The organism is Paenibacillus sp. J22P15, from assembly GCF_056269345.1.
This window is the reverse complement of record NZ_JBWDNT010000002.1, coordinates 65920-83607: the sequence shown is the minus strand read 5'-3', so window position 1 is coordinate 83607 and position 17688 is coordinate 65920. Positions and strand designations below refer to the sequence as shown.

Genomic DNA, 17688 nt, shown 5'->3' with positions numbered 1-17688 from the left:
TCCTTCGTTTATAGTTCGTTCCATACACGCTTTACGAATTCAAAGCCAAGCCGCGTTCCCAGACGACAATCTTCCAAGCCTTCAAACTCGATTGAAATATAATCGTCATAGCCGCTTTCCTTCACCGCGCGCAGCACTTGCGGCATCGCAATGTCGCCGTGTCCGACGATTGCTCCGCGAAGCCAGTTGCCGCTCTTCGATTTAAACCAGCCTTCTCCAAGGTTATCTGTGGATGGGCGGTAGTAGAAATCTTTTAAGTGAACCATAGAAGCCAAGCTGACATTGTTAGCAACAGCAGCAACCGGATTCTCATCTACACAAAGAAAGTTTCCTACATCAAGCGTCGTCCTGAAGTTCGGACGATCTACGACTTTAACAAGCGCCTGCACGCGGTCACTATTCTGAATATAGTAGCCGTGGTTCTCTACGCTTGTCGTAATACCGAACGCTGCTGCATAATCAGCGATAATTTGGCAAGCCTTCGCCAGCCTCGGCAGCTCTTGCAAAAAGTTCGTTATCGATAGGTCATTTGAGGAAGCAACATCATGGCGCATCTTCTTCACACCGAGCGCTGCTGCGATATCCACCTCACGCTTCAAACGTTCAATTTCTTGCTCGAATTGTTCATCGTTCAAGCCAGAGAAGTTCGCGCCTACCGCATAATTGGATATTTCGATGCCGCTTTCCTGAGCTTGCTTCTTAATGACTTCGATTAATTCCGGATTTTTTGTAAGGTCAAAGCCAAGCGGTACAATTTCTACATGCTCTCCGCCAATCGATGCTATATAAACGATAACATCCTGTATCGTCATTTCTCCTTTGTTAAGAGCGCCATATAAGCTATACGTGCTAATTCCTAGTTTCATAGACGTACTTCCGCTCCTTTTGCTGCTGATTCATAGATGCCGACTAAAATTTTCATAATTTCTACGCCATCAGCTACTGGGCTGATCGGCTGTTGACCGCTTGCAACGCAGTCAACAAAGTGGTTAATTTCGTTTTGGAAAGCTCCCGTAAAATCAAAACCAAGGCTGTCCGTTTGTGGATATACGTTTAATATCGTATCATTTTGTTCCGTTACAATAACGGTCTCCGGATCGATTTCGAAGCCGCCTTTTTCCCCATAGAGCTTAACCGTATTTTCATTAGACTTTGCATGCAGCGTGAAGCTGACATCTACGAGAAGTGATGCTCCGTTCTCGAAACGAATTAGTGCATTCGCCAAATCCTCAACAGTGTTTTTCTCCGCATCGTAGTCCGCCGCTTGGTAGAAGCTTAGGTTTTTCACATTCGAACGATTGCCGAGCTTACGGTACGTATTTGCACTAACGGATACCGGCTTTGGCCGTCCCATCAAATACCAGCATAGATCGATAACATGTACGCCAATATCAATTAGCGGTCCGCCGCCCGAGCGCTCAATATCAGAGAACCAGCCGCCTGGATTACCTAGACGTCTAAGCGTTGATGCTTTGGCGAAATAAATTTCACCAAACTCGCCTCTATCAGCCATTCCGCGAATCAACTGTGCATTCGTATCGTAACGGCGAACGAAGCCAACTTGCAGGATCTTGCCGGATTGTTCTACCGCCTCTTGTACGAGAAGCGCGTCCTCAACCGTACGGCATAGCGGCTTCTCTACGAGCACATGCTTGCCTGCTTTAAGAGCGGCAATACTGATTTCGGCATGCGTATTGTTCCAAGTACAAATGCTGACTGCTTCGATAACCGGATCGGCAAGCAGCTCGTGATAATCGGTATAAATTTTCTCAGCGCCATATTTCACTGCCGCTGCTTTCGCACGCTCTTCATTTAAATCGCAAACCGCGTAAATGTTGGCATTAGGGTTTTTCTTATATGAGTCCAAATGAGATGCTGAGATAGAGCCTGTTCCAATTACCGCAATTTGAATCGGTTTCATTGCTAATCTCTCCTTATAATATCGTATCATTAGGTTTTGCATGTCTATACTTTCGTATTATAATGGTTTCAACCTGCAACTCCATGTAAAGCTGTGCGGTTTGTTTGTACAATTGTGCTATCTAAATGAGGAGGTCTTACCAGGTGGAAAAATTCGAAGAACTGCGTGAGCCGATGGACATGCCCGATCCCCATTTTCCAATCAAACTGCATCGAACCTCCTTCGATCAGCAGGGAATCGTCATATTTCCACATCACTTTCATGAACACCTTGAATTTCTATATATAGTGTCGGGACAAGCCTCGATAGAATGCGGTTCTACTACCATTACTGCTTCCGCAGGGGATCTGATCGTCGTGAACAGTAATGAGCTGCATTACGGAATCAGCTTATCGTCGGATTTGCACTACTATGCGCTCATCGCGGACATTTCCTTACTTCATAGTCAGTCGGTTGATGCCGCTGAAACCAAGTTCATTACGCCGATCACCCAGAACCGACTGCTGCTGCAAAATTATGTTGGCAATGACAGCAAAGTATCCGCTTGTATGCTCTCCATAATCCATGAGCTTGAGCAGCGTGAGTTCGGATATGAGCTGGCTATTAAGTCGGAGCTATACAGACTATTGACGCTGCTGCTGCGCGGTCATGTTGCTACCGTGCTTACCCAAGTGGAATACGCGGAACGCATGAAAAACATCGAGCGCTTCGCCCCAGTCTTCCAGCATATTGAAAATCGATACAAGGATGAGCTGTCGGTCGATAGTCTCGCAAGCATGGCGAACCTTAGCCGCTATCACTTCAGCCGACTATTCAAGGAGCTGAGCGGTCATACCGTTACGGAATACATTACGATGACTCGCCTCGGCAAAGCGGATTATTTGCTGCGCCACAGTCCGCTTACCGTATCAGAGGTTGCTGCAGCGACCGGTTTCAACGACATTTACTACTTCAGCCGAACGTTCAAAAAACATAAAAAAGTTTCCCCATCCTCGCTCCGGGGAAACTAATTATGTTTGTTGCTTATACTAGGCTAGGGGCGATTATTTCCGGCCAAAATCAGCCTTAATTTCGCCCCACTCCTCGGTATTCCATTTCAACACTTTAGATGTGTACGTATTCGTTTGAATCCACCTCACCGCTTCATCCGTTAGCTCCCAGATTTTGGCGGTCGAAGCATCTCTCTTTAAGGTGGAAGCTACCTTCTTATTGCGAAGCCAGCTCAGCGCTGTTCTTGAATCGCTATAGATCGTCTTCGTGCTGCCCTTCTCCTTCAAGTAAGCAAGAGCATGCACAACAGCGATAAATTCACCTAGATTGTTGGTGCCGTTCGGTATAGGTCCGACATAAAATAATATTTCACCTGTTTGAGTATCTACACCTTTGTACTCAACAGGGCCTGGATTCCCCCGTGTGCCAACGTCAACAGAAATACTGTCATAGTCAATAGAACCCGCATCTTCTTTCACTAAGACTGGCTGCTTTACACTGCTGCCTGTTTTCGAACCAGCAGCCGCTTTGCCTGTGCCCCAGTGATTGCGCCAACCGTCTTGGAAAGCCTGATCAGCCGCCTGCTTTGACTCAAACGACTTAAACTTCGCATCCTGCACACCGCTAACCTGCGCTTGGCACTCAGGCCATGATGTAAACACTCCCGTCTTCTTGCCAACCCAGACTACATAATATTTCCCTTTTGCCATCTCTCAAAAAAACCACCTTTAATGAAGTCCGTCTTCCAATTCACTTACTTACTATTTTTCAATTGTTAGAGCTATACACGAGTGCATAGCTGCCATTAAACGAGTACTTTACTAAATATTCCTTCGAAATAAGCCTGTAAATCTACCTTTATCGGCATAAAATAAATATGACTGTTCGTTTGCTTTGTAAATGCTAATGCTTGATTGGCAAACGCGATATTCCATTCCAGCGTCGGCTGAAAATCGTTCGGGAAGACCACATGATTTCTTGTTTCCCAATATTTTTGAGACTTGTCCGAAACAACCGGTGATACACCCCAGAAAATCTCCGAGCCCTTCACCATGTCCGAGTACTGCTCCATTAATGCTAGATCGAAAAATGGCTGTGTAAAGAAACCGTCTGCTCCAGCATTCCGTTTTCTTTGAATATACTCGTATTCCGCCTCCAAGCTGCCGCGATAAGGATCTATTGCTGCATACACCTTAATGTGGGGGTGATCCTGCTTTATTTTTGAAATCAGATCTATACATGTTGTTGGATATATAAGCTGCTCGCTATTTTTAGGAACATCACCTGTTACGATGAGTACCTCGGTAATATGATGCGTCTCCAGATCCTCGATGAATCGCAAAGGCTCTCCGCAGTCGAAATCCATTGCCCTTATGTGCGGAACGCAGGATTCGTATAGCGATTTGGATATGCAGGACGCTTCCCAGCTGCGAAGCTCGAACCTCGTCAAATCAGGAATATTTATTGTATTTATAGCTGGAAACTGTGTTTTGATTAATTGCAGCTCTGCTTTAAGCTCTGTCTCATTTCTCGGAACAAGCTCTAACGAAATTCTCACCACATAAGCCCCTTACTGTATAAAATGAATTAAATTCATACGTATCATTACAATCATATATGTATAATAATACATATTAACGAATTTTAATTCAATTTACCAATCACTATAATCGCATCTTCCTATTATATTTCCTTATAAAGCGTACCTGTTTGTTAGGTATAAGGCAATACTACTCGACTTTGGCAGGTAAAAGCTCATCAATATGGAATAACGAAATGTAGTTTAATCCTGCCTCTTCTATATTCATTCTTCCTTTTGGATCTCGTTCGATGACCGACATCACTGTCGAAATTACAGCTCCATATTTCTTTAGATCACCCGAACTTATAAGAATTTGTCCTCCTGTTGTAACCACATCCTCAATGATACAGACTTTCTTCCCTGCTATATCTACTCCTTCAGCGAGCTTGCAAGTCCCGTATTGCTTCGCTTCTTTTCTAACAAACGCCGCAGGTATTCCTGTTCTCAGCGATAGTGCCGTTGCAATTGGAATCCCGCCCATTTCAAGACCAGCCAACACCTCCGTATCCTTCGGCACTAATGGAGCCAGCCTTTCTGCAATCTCAGCAAGCAGCTTCGGGTTTGACTCGAATAAGTATTTATCAAAATATTGATGTGATGTCTGACCAGATCGCAGTTTAAAGGTTCCCTGTAAATACGCTGCTTCAAATATTGCTTTCGCCAATGGGTCTCTGTTCATTTGTAATACACTCCTTTGCGTTTTTGAGTATAAAAAAAACACTAAAGCAGCAAGCACTTTAGTGTTTTATGTAAGAATGGAAATATAAAACTGAAAAACGAGGTCTGTATCTAAGCTCCTCAGCCTTCCACTTCATATCCCCACCCCTTCCAGACATTTCTATTATTGTATATGCTTCTTCGTCATTAAACAACCTAATGGCTCCATTATTTCCATTGTTCGAGTAAAAGATCAATTTCAATTAAGTCTTTGACCTTCGCATCATATTCGAATGAGTCTGTGTAATACTCATCTTCCTTCCATATTCCTCTCATGCCTGTCGCTTTACTAGCTGTGACATCATTGATAGGATGGTCGCCAACATATACACATGCCTTGGGCTCCACATCCAATTTCTCCGCCGCTCTGAGGAAGATAGCCGGATCTGGCTTCCGCAACCCTTCTCGCTCTGAAATCAGAATTTCATCGAAATAACGGGCAATGTCCAGTGCATGAATATTGCTGGCCTGAAAGTCACCGAATCCGTTCGTAATCATCGCAAGCTTATAGCCTTTGTCCTTCAATATATCCAATAGCTCATACATATTTGGAAAAGGAGCGGCATGATTAGAGAAGCCTTGCTTATAATCGTTCAGTAGATCGTTCCAATCCAACTCCAGCTCAAACTCTTGTATCAGATCCTGATACACCTTGTCCTTCCAGACGTAACCTCGGCAATCTAGTGCAATAAATCGTTTTATATAACTCTCTTTATCTATCTCGCTGTTTGGCTTAATCAGTCTCTCGAATTGTTCCTCTACGAATTGCAATAAGGAGCGATCACGATCAAGCAGCGTACCGTCTAAATCAAAGATAACCGCTTGAATCATGGGCTTACGGACTTTACAGCTTTTTTTGCCCCGCCAAACAGCTCCACGGATAGCTCAGCTCTAGCATCTTGTAATGAATAGGTGACCTTACCCTCCATTCCGCGTATGAAAAACATCAATTCTCTTTCTTGAACGGAATAAGGGCATAGCTCAAACTTAAACCATGTATTCTGCATGAGATAAAACTTATCTTGCTCCTTTGTAATCATAATGGATGAGCCTGGCTCGCCCTTCACATCATAGCTGCCTATAAGCTCCTTATGCTGGTCGGCTTCCAGCTTCACAGGAGTATGGGACAACGGAAGCTTAACCTCCTCGCCAAAAGCGATTCGCGCGAGCTGTTGACTAATAGGTCCTACCTGCGTCGTTACTAAATTGGATAGGACGATTATCGTTAAATCCTCGTTTTTGTAATGCTTCATTTCAGTAAGGAACCCATTGATTCCCCCGCTATGGCCGATGACTTTCCTGCTGCTGCCCATAATTTCTTCCTCATCTATAAATAAACCATAGCCGTATTTATCCTTGAACGGAGTTGTCATACTTACATAGGCATTCTCACTCATTTGCCGCTGTGAATGCAGCGCCAAACCCCAAATATAAAGATCCTCGATCGTCGAATACATACCGCCGGCACCGGATGGAATAGACATGTCCAAATACTCAGCATTAACGACCTCGCCCCATACTTCATAGCCTGCAGCACGGTTCTTTAATATTTTCTTCGCGTTATCATAGCCCGAATTTATCATCCCGAGCGGCTTCAATATAGCATGGTGGATATATTCCTCGTAGGAACGATTAGTTATTTGTTCAATAATAGCCGTCAGAAGCACGTACCCTGAGTTGCAGTAATCATATTTCTCCCCCGGCTCAAACAGCAAGGGCTTATCCGCAAATCTAGCGATGGTCTCCTCCGTAGAAGAAACAAGTCTCATCTTTGGCACAAAATCCTCTAAACCAGTAAAGTTTGGAATGCCTGATGTATGCGTTAACAAATGATGAATAGTGATTTTATCGCCATGTTGGAAGCTAGGGAGGTACTTGGAGACCTTGTCTTCCACATTCAGCAGCTTAAGCTCATGCATCATCACGATAGCAACCGCTGTAAATTGTTTCGTAATCGAGCCGAGTCGAAAAATAGTCTGCGGGGTATTCGGAACATCATGCTCGAAATTTGCCATTCCAAAACCCTTGCTTAGAACGATTCGTCCCTCGGATGCGACCAATACAGAGCCGTTCAGATAACCTAATTGAGCTAGTGCATTGCAATGATCCTCTAATTTTTGTTGCAGTTGATTCGTTGTCGTTACGCCGCTTGCAGAACCCATCAGATCATCTCCATCTTGAAAGAATTCTAATTGTCATAACCTTAATAAAAATGAATAATTACCTAATCCATATTACCGTACATACGTTCGCTTTGTAAACATTTTCCTCATTTTCTATTTGCATTAATTGAACAAAGAAACCCGCTTCTGAAACAGCAATTAGAAGGTTGATACTGGCTTGCAGCAAACATCGCGTAAACGGTTAGTTAGGCTTATTTCATTTGGAATTAAAAGTGTTGGCATGACTCTTCCCAATCTTCCGCTTTCAGCCCTTCACCGCTGTACGATTTCAGAGGCGAGATTTCAATGTCGCATCCTATTAGCCGTTCCGCAGGCACACCCGCAGCATGCAGCCAGCTCCGATGAAGCGTAAGTATAAGCTTTCGTGCACTAGATGGACTGTCTTCACCTGTTTTATTTTTGACCGGAGCGAACTCCTCCTCACGTTTTCCTCGTAAGACCGTCAATTGATTTGCAAGTGGAAAAAAGTCAAAAATAAACCGTTCGAATTTATATGCGTTAGGTTCTGTTGGGATGATCATACTTCCATCAGTGTCCATATAGCTCATCTTTTTCGAAGCCACGTGAAAAGGGATCTCGGTATCCGCATGCTCCTCTATGAACTCCAGCTTAAATAAATGGATTGAAATATGTCCAAGGTGATAAAACAATTTTCCGTCCTTCGTTCTTTCATCCTTAATGGCGTCTGGCATTTCGGTATACTCCAGCACAGCTGGACGATCATTATTCAAACATACAATGCCAATCTTCTCATCAGCATTTGTCTTCTCGATGACTTTGGTTGCCACCTTGTTGTTGCGTGCGGCTGCCACTCCAATAAAAGCAGGATCTGCTGCTTTAATAAGCGCATTGTCTACGTTGTAATAAAAAAGCCATTCTAAGCATCTTCGCTTCATATCGGCGAGAGCACCAGTACGTTTTAATGAAGCGAAGCATTCACCATTGCCGCTCGGAGCGAGCATAAGAGTTCCGTCCGCTGATAGCAGCAGCTTGCCGTCATGGTCTAGCGCAGGCATCGTATTTTGCTCAAAGAAGAAGCAATCCTCAGATGGATAACCGAAATAACCCAAGGAGTGAAAAAACGATACGGTTTGTTCATGGTTGTCTGGACTCGTCATGATGTACCAAGGAATTGATTGGCCCGCTCGCCTAGATAAATGAAGCAATCGTTCCGCTTGCAGCTGAAATAATGACTTGTGTGATGGAAGCCCAATATCAAGCGTGCCTTTTGGTCCATCATGACCAAGCCGGCTTCCATGTCCTCCAGCAACAACGATAGCGCCAATTGTTCCAGCACGCAGATGCTCCCACCCCCGTTCAGTAAAAGCTTCCTTTTCTTCCGCGTTATAATCTTCCCAGTCCTCATAAGGCATCGGTGTAATATGATCGTTGCTCATCTTTTCTTGTTGGTTGTACTCCGTTAAAACTTTAAACAACCGCTCAAAATCAATCTTTAGAATTTGATCGATTAGTTTGTTTTTCGCAACTTCAGGCAGTCTCGCTAGCGTTTCCAGAACATGCTCCTGTTCATATAATCGAAGCTTCGCTTCCGCTAGACTTTGATTGTTATTCATAAGTTCTCCTCCTTCTTTTACATTTATGAACGAAAACTTTCAATAAACCGCTGCGCTCGCTTAGACAAATAATGATCCTTCAGCCATAGAATGCCGACATCGGATTGAAAGTCCGCATCCTCAATATCGAGCATTTTGACTACAGTGCTTGGGAAAGATGACATGACTGACTTCGGAAATACTGTCGCACCGATCCCGCCTGCTATTAGTGACATTATGATCGCGACACTTGAGCATTCGCATATAATATTAGGGACGAAGCCGTGCCGCTTACACTCGTTCACGACCTGCTCATGCATGCGCGTCGTCTTGTCCGTCTTCAAGGTAAGAAACGGGAACTGGGCAAGCTCCTTCATACACAGAGCTTCCTTACCGGCGTATTCTGACCATGAGCTTGGAATGACTGCCACAAACGGATCGGAAGGCAGCGGCATAATGGAATATTGCTGCGGATGCTTCTGCGCCTCAAACGGCAGCCTGGCGATTACCAAATCGATGGCTCTCTTCTCCAGCTGCTCACCTAAATAGAAGTGATCGCCCTCTGATATTTTAAACGTAACCTGCGGGTATTTGTCTCTGAACAACTCGATATTTTTTGGCAATAGGGAAATACAGGATACAACCGATCCAATCGACAGTACGCCGCTAATCCCTTCCTCCATTCCCTTCACTTCCCTGAGCGATTCATCGAATTGCAGGAGCAGTGATTCCGCCTTCTGTTTAAGTAGATCACCCGAGTCTGTCAGTATCAATCCTTTGCCGTTACGCTCAAACAGCTTGACGCCGAGTTCCTCCTCCATCTGCTTCAACTGCCTGCTAAGAGGTGGCTGTTCCATATTAAGCAGCTTTGCAGCGCGCGTAACCTGTCCTTCTTGTGCTATAGTTAAGAAGTATTTCAGCTGCCGCATGTCCAATACGATCACTCCGTCCTTCTATACCTTAAAGGTATAGACATTCAATAAAATAGATATTTTAAATATATCGCATGTAGTGTTAGCATTCAATTAACGATCACTTAAGGGAGATGGGCTATTTGCTAAAATCATTGGAAATCGAGTTAACCAAAAACAAGAAACAACAACCAGCAGCGGACCAACTTGGGTTCGGTAATCATTTTACGGACCACATGTTTATTATGGATTATTCGACAGACAACGGCTGGCACAAGCCGCGTATTCTGCCTTACCAACCGATCGTATTAGATCCTGCAGCTAAAGTATTTCATTACGGACAAACGATCTTTGAAGGGTTGAAAGCATACAAAACCGATGATGGTCGCGTATTGCTGTTCAGACCTCAAAAAAACATAGAAAGAATGAATCGTTCTAACGAGCGTCTCAGTGTACCTGAGCTTGATATCGAATCAACAATTGAAGCTTTGAAGCAGCTTATTTCCGTTGATAAGGACTGGATTCCAACAGCACCTAGCACTTCGCTATACATTCGTCCTTTCGTTATTGCGACTCAGCCGCAGCTTGGTGTAGCACCGTCTACCGAATATAAATTCATAATCATCATGTCGCCAGTAGGCGCTTACTATTCGGAAGGCGTAAACCCAGTCAAAATCTTCGTTGAATCCGAATATGTTCGTTCCGTGAAGGGCGGCGTCGGTGAAGCAAAGACGGCTGGAAACTATGCTGCTGGTCTGAAGGCGCAGGAGCTGGCTAAAGACAAAGGTTATTCTCAAGTACTATGGCTCGATGGCGTTCATCGTAAATATATTGAGGAAGTCGGCAGCATGAACGTCTTTTTCAAAATTAACGGCGTCGTGCATACACCTGCCTTGAATGGCAGTATTTTGGACGGGGTAACTCGCAACTCGATCATTCACATGCTTCGTCATTGGAACATTGAGGTCGTTGAGCGTCCAATTACAATCGATGAGCTGTATGAGGCTGGCCGCAGCGGTGCGCTAGAAGAAGCATTCGGTACAGGTACGGCTGCTGTTATCTCACCAATTGGTGAACTTAGCTGGCAGGATGATGTACTTGTTATTAATAATGGTGAAACAGGCGAGGTGTCCAAGAAGCTTTACGATACATTAACAGGCATCCAAATGGGCAAGGTCGCTGATCCATTCGGTTGGATGGTTGAAGCAAGTCCCGTAAGTGTCTAACCTATAGACGAAAAAGAGGCTGTCGATAAATATCGGCAGCCTTTTTTCTATGTGCACAATTTTATTTACCCGCGTGACCGTCTACTCCGCCAAATGCAAAATGATAACCGTCCGGGTCCTCAATTACGAATTCCTTCCACGGACCTCCATCTGCATAGATGGTCGGCTCCACGGCAATAATAACATTTTTACCGCGGAACTCCTCGTATAGGGCATCTAACTGTGCCCATGTATCGGTGTAAACCTGTACATCGACGGCATAACCGCCGCCAGCAGGACGCTGATTCGGCCTTACGTCTGAAGGATCGGCTGCTTGGAACAGCTTGAGCGCTACGCCATGCAAGCCGCCGCGCTCTGCCCACCAATCCGTGACGTTAAACCCCAGCGCATCACGATAAAAGCTTTGAGACTTTGCTAAATCGGACACCATTAATACGGTAAGAGAGCTAAGTTTATCAGACATATTCTCTACTTCTCCTTTGATCGCATAGTAACGAATAGTAACGAATAGTAACGAATACATGTATTCGCTCATTTCGTCGAATTCCCTTTTTTATGAAAAAGACGATCCTTCAGAAGATCAAGATGATGAGCAAGAAGTAGAGAAAATGTGCCTCTAAAGCGCCAAATTATCGGAAATAGGTCTAGAAACTAGACCTATTTCCCTGAAAACGACCAATTCTACACAAATAGATCTAGAAACTAGATCTATCATGCTTCCCATTCCGCCAATGTGCCTCTAATGCGCCGGATTATCGGCAATAGGTCTAGAAACTAGACCTATTTACCCGAAAACGACCAATTCTACACAAATAGATCTAGATTCTAGATCTATCATGCTGCCCATTCCGCCATCGCGCCTCTAAAGCGCCGGATTATCAGAAATAGGTCTAGAAACTAGACCTATTTCCCTGAAAACGACCAAATCTACACAAATAGATCTAGAAACTAGATCTATCATGCTTCCCATTCCGCCATCGCACCTCTAAAGCGCCGGATTATCGGAAATAGGTCTAGAAACTAGACCTATTTCCCCGAAAACGACCAATTCTACACAAATAGATCTAGAAACTAGATCTATCATGCTGCCCATTCCGCCATCGCATCTCTAAAGCACCGGATTATCAGTTACCTCTACTTTAGGGACATCCACCCTTTTGGGTCGAAATCCAAAACCTAGCATTGCAAATATAAGAAACGCAGCACCTAAGAACAAAAAGATGCTATGTACCGATATATAACGGATTCCAAATCCGCCAAGGGTCGGACCCATAATGCTTCCGATACTGAAGTGAATCGAAGCGATAACATTTGCCGCAGGCAATATAACCCGAGGTAAAATATCCGCTGCATAGGCTAGGCCTAAGGAATAGAATGATCCAACCACGCCACCCGCTATAGCGAATAATACAAAGAGCAGCGCAACGTTATCTCCAGCAGCAGGTATTGCGAAGAACGTAAGCGAGCCGACAACTCCACAACCAATCAATACAGGCTTTCGACCAATCCGATCACTCCAAATGCCTAGCGGCAGCTGCAAAATGAGCCCCCCTACACCGAATGCCATCAGCAGAAGTGATATCCAGTGCTGGCTTAGGTCAATGCGCAAGCCGTATAGTGGAAAGTTGCTGTTCATGGACGCTTCCATCAGGCCGTACAGGAATCCCGGTATAAGTACGAACCACGCAATGCGATAAGTTTTTACGAACCGATTCTCAGACGCACTGTTCCGTACAACTCGTTCAGGCATCTCGTTCTTCATACGCAGCACAAGCAGAAGCACCGTAGTGAAAAACAAACTAGACACTAAGAACGGAACCGCTCTTCCCAGCGGAAGAAGATTAATACCGAGCGGCCCTAAGCTGAAACCGAGCCCATAGGACATGCCGTACAAGGAAATAAATTTCCCCCGTCGATCCGCTGGACTTGAGCTCACTATCCACAGCTGAGTTGCATAATGGAGCGAGCTGTCCCCGACACCCACTAGCAAACGCAAAACGAACCATATAGCGAGCGACTCCGTGAATGGAAATAACAGATTGGCGAGTGTAACTAACGAAATACCAACTATGATTACTTTTTTATAGCCAAAACGCATGACCGGCTTCTCAACGAAAAACATCGTGCAGAAGATTCCGATATACATAGCCGCCGAGTTAATACCGTTCATTTCCGCTGAGACGCCGGAATCCTCCAGCATAATTGACAGCAGCGGAAGCAGCAGCCCTTGGCTCATGCCCGCCACGACGACGACTAGAAGCAATGTGGTTAAACGAATACGGAAAGAAGGCGAATCTGAAGCAATTACACTTGATGACAAACCTGTTGCACTCCCTTTAGTAAAACTATAATTCTGATTTTCTCCTTACACATTGTATACCTGGCAAGCAGGACTGACAACCGCCCTTTCCTTGGAAGCACTGCACTTATGTCTACAATACAGCTCGGTTGATCTGGTAAACTTCTATCTAAAAATAGAAGCAATCTGTGCAAAGTATCTTGAAAGCAAAAAAAAGACCCGTAAGATGGCCGCTTCACTCATGAAGTGTCCATTCTTACGGGTCTATCGTTTAATTTAGCAATTATTATCTCGAACGTTTTTTGGAAGATGTTTTAGCGCGCTTCCTGTGTTTTGCGCTCGAAACCATCACATTTTTTTCTGTACTCGTGTAATATTTCTGATAGACAGGACAACAATGATGTTGCTTCACCGTTTCAATATTTTGAATGACATTCACAAGCTGTGGATGGTAGATGTCCTCGTATTTCGTAATTGGAGGATCAAAGACCGTCTGTGTTGGACAATCGGGACAAAATTCAGTTTCATTCGCGCCGCCTACATTAGCCATGTTCATATTCATGTTCATCTTCGTGTTCATGTTTGCGTTCATGTTCATGTTCGCGTTCATCGCGTTCATCGCGTTCATGTTATTGTAATTATTCCGGTTCACAGTAATTATCTCCTTCCTGTTTTGGAATACACCATATTGTATTCACAGAAAGGCAATGTGACCTGTACGATTGACATGGAAGGCGATAGCCTCCACTGATTCTAGGGTATCCAGCGCGAGATAATTATCATGTACCCTATATACCTTGTTCAGGCTGCATATCACGGTTGATAAAGGCGCTCCACATTTTCGTGGTCGATTTCTCGAATTTCTGATCGGAGAATTTAACGATCCTCCCCATTTGCACTGTGAAGCTGCCAATTATCTATCTTGTTCTATTCTCTTTAAGGTAGCTGAGTAATGATCATCTATAATCATCATTTGTTCAGTTAATGAGTCAATTACAAGTTCTGGCTTATCGGATTCTTTCATTACTTCTTCGTGGATTTTTCTATATACCGTAACAACAGCTCTTAACTTCTCTGCTTCCTCATCATTTATGGAATAAGAACCTTGTTCTCTGAACTTAGTATTTAGACTATGTAAAAATTCATCAATACGCATTAAGCTGTACTGTAATAAGCTCCACTTTGGCTTCAGCTCCTCCATATAATGCGGGTTCATTCTACCTAAATAAAGATGGATACTTCGACTTTCCCCTACAACAATATTCCATGAATTAACCAGTGCTTCCTGCGCTTCTTCATTATCGACACCATGAGATTGATTAAGGAAGTCCTCTAACCATTTAGCTAAATTCTCTCCACTAACGGAGATATACCATAAATCATTTTGATTTTGACTTTGCTGTTGATGTATAAAGTGATTGGATTTATAGTGCATATAAAAATTATAGGTAATTGATATTACTAGAAGTAGTAAAAGAAGACTTGTTATTTTAGGTTTCTTCAGTTTTCTCATCCTCTCATACTTAAATACAGAGAAAAATCTATTATTATTTTATACTTTAGTTATTGCACCCCTATTTCTTCTTACAAATGAGAGAATGATAAAGTTAATCTGTATAGAGTCCACGCTGCTGTTACATTACGAGATTCAACTCTTCACCACCTATTTCTTATTATTACAATTAGACGATATTTTCCAATTTTTGTTGCACTAAGCTTCTAGGTATTAGCCTGTATCTTGACTTACGAATTCATTCACTCGAAACATAATGAACTACAATTACGTTAAATTATATAATACGAATTTAAAGGGAGTGATTACATGAGATACAGTGCTGCAGGTGCGTCAATCACCTGTCCTTGTTGTCAAAATGATACCTTTGATATGGATCGTAAACTACTTAACACGAGCGGTGCATCATTTTTAGGATTTGATTGGGCTAACAAAAATGCAACCATACTTATTTGTAAGAGATGCACCCATATCTCTTGGTTTATGGAAGAGCCATCATCCGAATAGTAATCACAATAAGCGGCTAACGATAATCTCGCTAGCCGCTTGGCCTGATGCTGAGCAAATCATTCACCATATTTCCAAACTTACGTATGTCAATTAAGTAATCGTATCCATCTGTGTTGCTGAGCTGGTTATACATACGAACCACTACTGCGTCGCAGCTCGGAATGACCAAGCAAGCACAGCCTGTAATCCCTAAAATTTGATACGAATCACTCGGCAACCGCTCGCCTATTTGATTCAAGGACGTATCACTTTGCAGCCACCATATAAAGCCATTCCGAGGCAGCTGAGACGGAACCGTAACTGGCGTATGTAGTGAGGTTACTCGTGTAAAAACTTGTTGCGGCAACCGCTGCTCTCCATTTACGCAGCCTTTTTTAAGGTGCAAATATCCCCACATCGCTAAATCGCGTGCACTAACGAACAAATTGCTTTGCTCTCCTGCATCACTATCGTTTGGTCCCACCCACGTATCTTTATGTTGGTGATAGTTGTAAATAAGCTCCTCATCATCCTTCGTTCTCCATCCGGTTTCCACTAAGCCATACTTATCAAATACATGTCTCCTCATAAAAGAGCTCAAGTTTTGTCCCGACACATGTCTCACTAACTGAATCAGTAAAGCAATTCCCGTATTTCGGTATGCCCAGCCATAACCAGCCGCGAACTCTCTAACGATTTCCCCGTTCTCCTCTATTAGTCCGTGGGTATGCGTAAGGAGATGTCTCAGCGTTACTCCATTTGCAATGAGCTCATACTCATTCAAATAATGCCCAATTTCATCATCCATGCTGCTTATTTTCCCTTGTTCAATTAACAAGCTTATAGCAAGAGCTAGGTACGTTTTACGGATAGAGGCTACATTAAACTGCGTTTTTGCATCCACTTTCCGTGATACTTCTGATGTATCATGCGTACCGGAATACCACTCATTTACAACAACATCGTTCTGAATAATATAGGTTGCGGCAGCAGTAGCGCCGATTTCTTGTTGAATTTGATAGACATATTTATTAAAGTCTTGAAAATGGTTAGTTGCTATTTTATTCAAATGGACCACTCCCGTTGTAGAGTTGATTTCCCGTTTCTGATTAACAATAGTATCCACCATTAATGTTGTAAATTAAATCCAATAACGCTATTCCAAGCAGTAATAAACAACTATAGCTATTGTTTCTATCCTCTTTGACCCGCGATTCCTATAGGATGTAAGAATAACGTTAAAACGACTAGAAGGATGATTGCGACATGCTACATATTCCTGCTGCACATACTGTTTTCAATAAGGATAAGCTTTTTGAAGCAATGGCCTTATTTTACAATATCGGTACACCCCTCAAGAGCCGTTTCTTATCCAATGGTTTGAATGATACCTATGCGGTTGATACGAGTACCGGGAAATATATACTGCGAATTTACAAGTATCAATGGCGAATGGAATCAGATATACGCTTTGAGCTGGATTTGTTGACGTACCTTAATAACTGTAATTTACCGGTTTCGCATCCAATCACGAGGCGAGATGGTGAATGGTTGACTGAGCTTGATGCGCCGGAAGGCAAGCGTTATGCAGCGCTATTCACCCATGCGGATGGAATCGGCAAGATCGATCTTGAAACCAGCCGCTCATACGGCAGTGCTATTGCACAGCTTCATCAAGCGATGGATCATTATGAGCCTAAGCATAAAAGGTTTGAGCTTGATACGGCCCACCTGCTTGATGAACCGCTTCAGCAGCTTCTTCCTTTTTTGCAACATCGACCAGACGATGTCGCATTTGTGCAAGAGACTGCCAGACGACTCAAAGGTCGCCTCACTGAAGCCGTAGGCGATACTTACGATTGGGGAGTATGTCATGGTGATTTGCATGGCTGGAACGTGTTTCATTCCGATGACGGCAGCATGACCCACTTTGACTTTGATTGCTGCGGCATAGGCTGGCGCTCATATGATTTATCTGTATTTCTATGGGATCGTGTCCATGGCAGATCGGAAAATGACGGCTTCGAGGATGAATGCTGGGATGCTTTTCTTGAGGCATATTTGAAGGAGCGTCCCATGAGCGAGCAGGATCTCGCAATGATTCCTGTATTCGTAGCTGTCAGACAACTGTGGCTGATCGGACTACACACGGGATTTAGTCCCGTGTGGGGAGCATGGCAGGACGATGGCTATTTTGACGGTAAGCTTAAGTTTCTAGCCGCTTGGGTAACAGCAAATAAACTATAAGGTTGGTTATCATCTAGATGGCTTATTGCATTAAGGATTGTTCTTCTTATTCGACGT

General features: G+C 43.7%; 17 protein-coding genes. 3 read left to right on the top strand and 14 right to left on the bottom strand.

Annotated elements, in window-relative coordinates:
• Nucleotides 1-8: 8 nt before the first annotated feature.
• Nucleotides 9-866 (bottom strand): sugar phosphate isomerase/epimerase family protein, encoded by an 858-nt coding sequence (locus AC0YN6_RS05260; protein WP_475745603.1) that lies wholly within the window; start codon nt 864-866, stop codon nt 9-11.
• Nucleotides 863-1921: a Gfo/Idh/MocA family protein gene (locus tag AC0YN6_RS05255; protein ID WP_475745602.1), complete on the bottom strand. Its 1059-nt coding sequence runs from the start codon at nt 1919-1921 to the stop codon at nt 863-865. The genes AC0YN6_RS05260 and AC0YN6_RS05255 overlap by 4 nt, the downstream gene beginning before the upstream one ends.
• A gap of 143 nt (nt 1922-2064) precedes the next feature.
• Here AC0YN6_RS05255 and AC0YN6_RS05250 point away from each other — a divergent pair, with 143 nt between their 5' ends.
• Nucleotides 2065-2931 carry a helix-turn-helix domain-containing protein gene (locus AC0YN6_RS05250; protein ID WP_475745601.1) on the top strand — a complete coding sequence of 289 codons (867 nt, stop codon included), beginning with the start codon at nt 2065-2067 and terminating at the stop codon, nt 2929-2931.
• Nucleotides 2932-2964: 33 nt separating this feature from the next.
• Here the strand turns inward: AC0YN6_RS05250 and rnhA are convergent, their stop codons facing one another.
• From rnhA to AC0YN6_RS05215, 7 genes are all read right to left on the bottom strand, one after another.
• The gene (gene rnhA / locus AC0YN6_RS05245; protein WP_475745600.1) at nt 2965-3621 is read right to left on the bottom strand and encodes a ribonuclease H; all 657 of its coding nucleotides are present in this window, start codon (nt 3619-3621) and stop codon (nt 2965-2967) included.
• 95 nt (nt 3622-3716) lie between these two features.
• A complete protein-coding gene (locus tag AC0YN6_RS05240) occupies nt 3717-4469 on the bottom strand; it encodes a methylenetetrahydrofolate reductase (protein ID WP_475745599.1) in 753 nt (250 codons plus the stop codon).
• 172 nt (nt 4470-4641) lie between these two features.
• Entirely contained in the window at nt 4642-5172 is a 531-nt protein-coding gene (gene pyrE / locus AC0YN6_RS05235) for an orotate phosphoribosyltransferase (protein WP_475745598.1), read from the bottom strand.
• A gap of 206 nt (nt 5173-5378) precedes the next feature.
• The gene (locus AC0YN6_RS05230; RefSeq protein ID WP_475745597.1) at nt 5379-6041 is read right to left on the bottom strand and encodes an HAD family hydrolase; all 663 of its coding nucleotides are present in this window, start codon (nt 6039-6041) and stop codon (nt 5379-5381) included.
• Nucleotides 6038-7372 carry a serine hydrolase domain-containing protein gene (locus AC0YN6_RS05225; protein WP_475745596.1) on the bottom strand — a complete coding sequence of 445 codons (1335 nt, stop codon included), beginning with the start codon at nt 7370-7372 and terminating at the stop codon, nt 6038-6040. Before AC0YN6_RS05225 ends, AC0YN6_RS05230 begins: the two co-directional genes overlap by 4 nt.
• Before the next feature lie 227 nt (nt 7373-7599).
• The gene (locus AC0YN6_RS05220; protein WP_475745595.1) at nt 7600-8967 is read right to left on the bottom strand and encodes a UTP--glucose-1-phosphate uridylyltransferase; all 1368 of its coding nucleotides are present in this window, start codon (nt 8965-8967) and stop codon (nt 7600-7602) included.
• Nucleotides 8968-8990: 23 nt separating this feature from the next.
• Nucleotides 8991-9881 carry a LysR family transcriptional regulator gene (locus tag AC0YN6_RS05215; protein WP_475746259.1) on the bottom strand — a complete coding sequence of 297 codons (891 nt, stop codon included), beginning with the start codon at nt 9879-9881 and terminating at the stop codon, nt 8991-8993.
• Nucleotides 9882-9991: 110 nt separating this feature from the next.
• On the opposite strand from AC0YN6_RS05215, the gene AC0YN6_RS05210 reads away from it, so the two are divergent.
• A complete protein-coding gene (locus AC0YN6_RS05210) occupies nt 9992-11083 on the top strand; it encodes a branched-chain amino acid aminotransferase (protein WP_475745594.1) in 1092 nt (363 codons plus the stop codon).
• A gap of 61 nt (nt 11084-11144) precedes the next feature.
• Here AC0YN6_RS05210 and AC0YN6_RS05205 read toward each other — a convergent pair whose 3' ends face one another.
• The 5 genes from AC0YN6_RS05205 to AC0YN6_RS05185 all read right to left on the bottom strand — a co-directional run bounded on the left by AC0YN6_RS05205 (nt 11145) and on the right by AC0YN6_RS05185 (nt 16453).
• Entirely contained in the window at nt 11145-11546 is a 402-nt protein-coding gene (locus tag AC0YN6_RS05205) for a VOC family protein (protein ID WP_475745593.1), read from the bottom strand.
• A gap of 645 nt (nt 11547-12191) precedes the next feature.
• Entirely contained in the window at nt 12192-13403 is a 1212-nt protein-coding gene (locus tag AC0YN6_RS05200) for an MFS transporter (protein ID WP_475745592.1), read from the bottom strand.
• Between the two features lie 265 nt (nt 13404-13668).
• Nucleotides 13669-14034: a hypothetical protein gene (locus tag AC0YN6_RS05195; RefSeq protein WP_475745591.1), complete on the bottom strand. Its 366-nt coding sequence runs from the start codon at nt 14032-14034 to the stop codon at nt 13669-13671.
• 261 nt (nt 14035-14295) lie between these two features.
• Nucleotides 14296-14895: a hypothetical protein gene (locus AC0YN6_RS05190; protein WP_475745590.1), complete on the bottom strand. Its 600-nt coding sequence runs from the start codon at nt 14893-14895 to the stop codon at nt 14296-14298.
• 538 nt (nt 14896-15433) lie between these two features.
• The gene (locus AC0YN6_RS05185; protein WP_475745589.1) at nt 15434-16453 is read right to left on the bottom strand and encodes a serine hydrolase domain-containing protein; all 1020 of its coding nucleotides are present in this window, start codon (nt 16451-16453) and stop codon (nt 15434-15436) included.
• Nucleotides 16454-16650: 197 nt separating this feature from the next.
• Between AC0YN6_RS05185 and AC0YN6_RS05180 the strand changes: the two genes are divergently transcribed.
• The gene (locus tag AC0YN6_RS05180) at nt 16651-17631 is read left to right on the top strand and encodes a phosphotransferase (protein ID WP_475745588.1); all 981 of its coding nucleotides are present in this window, start codon (nt 16651-16653) and stop codon (nt 17629-17631) included.
• Nucleotides 17632-17688 lie beyond the last annotated feature (57 nt).

What these genes read in the sequence shown, in the direction of transcription:
- AC0YN6_RS05210 (WP_475745594.1), top strand. Translation starts at nt 9,992, where the DNA reads ATGGGCTATTTGCTAAAATCATTGGAAATCGAGTTAACCAAAAACAAG.
- AC0YN6_RS05220 (WP_475745595.1), bottom strand. Translation starts at nt 8,967, where the DNA reads ATGAATAACAATCAAAGTCTAGCGGAAGCGAAGCTTCGATTATATGAA.
- AC0YN6_RS05260 (WP_475745603.1), bottom strand. Translation starts at nt 866, where the DNA reads ATGAAACTAGGAATTAGCACGTATAGCTTATATGGCGCTCTTAACAAA.
- AC0YN6_RS05190 (WP_475745590.1), bottom strand. Translation starts at nt 14,895, where the DNA reads ATGAGAAAACTGAAGAAACCTAAAATAACAAGTCTTCTTTTACTACTT.
- AC0YN6_RS05180 (WP_475745588.1), top strand. Translation starts at nt 16,651, where the DNA reads ATGCTACATATTCCTGCTGCACATACTGTTTTCAATAAGGATAAGCTT.
- AC0YN6_RS05255 (WP_475745602.1), bottom strand. Translation starts at nt 1,921, where the DNA reads ATGAAACCGATTCAAATTGCGGTAATTGGAACAGGCTCTATCTCAGCA.
- AC0YN6_RS05230 (WP_475745597.1), bottom strand. Translation starts at nt 6,041, where the DNA reads ATGATTCAAGCGGTTATCTTTGATTTAGACGGTACGCTGCTTGATCGT.
- AC0YN6_RS05205 (WP_475745593.1), bottom strand. Translation starts at nt 11,546, where the DNA reads ATGTCTGATAAACTTAGCTCTCTTACCGTATTAATGGTGTCCGATTTA.
- pyrE (WP_475745598.1), bottom strand. Translation starts at nt 5,172, where the DNA reads ATGAACAGAGACCCATTGGCGAAAGCAATATTTGAAGCAGCGTATTTA.
- rnhA (WP_475745600.1), bottom strand. Translation starts at nt 3,621, where the DNA reads ATGGCAAAAGGGAAATATTATGTAGTCTGGGTTGGCAAGAAGACGGGA.
- AC0YN6_RS05225 (WP_475745596.1), bottom strand. Translation starts at nt 7,372, where the DNA reads ATGGGTTCTGCAAGCGGCGTAACGACAACGAATCAACTGCAACAAAAA.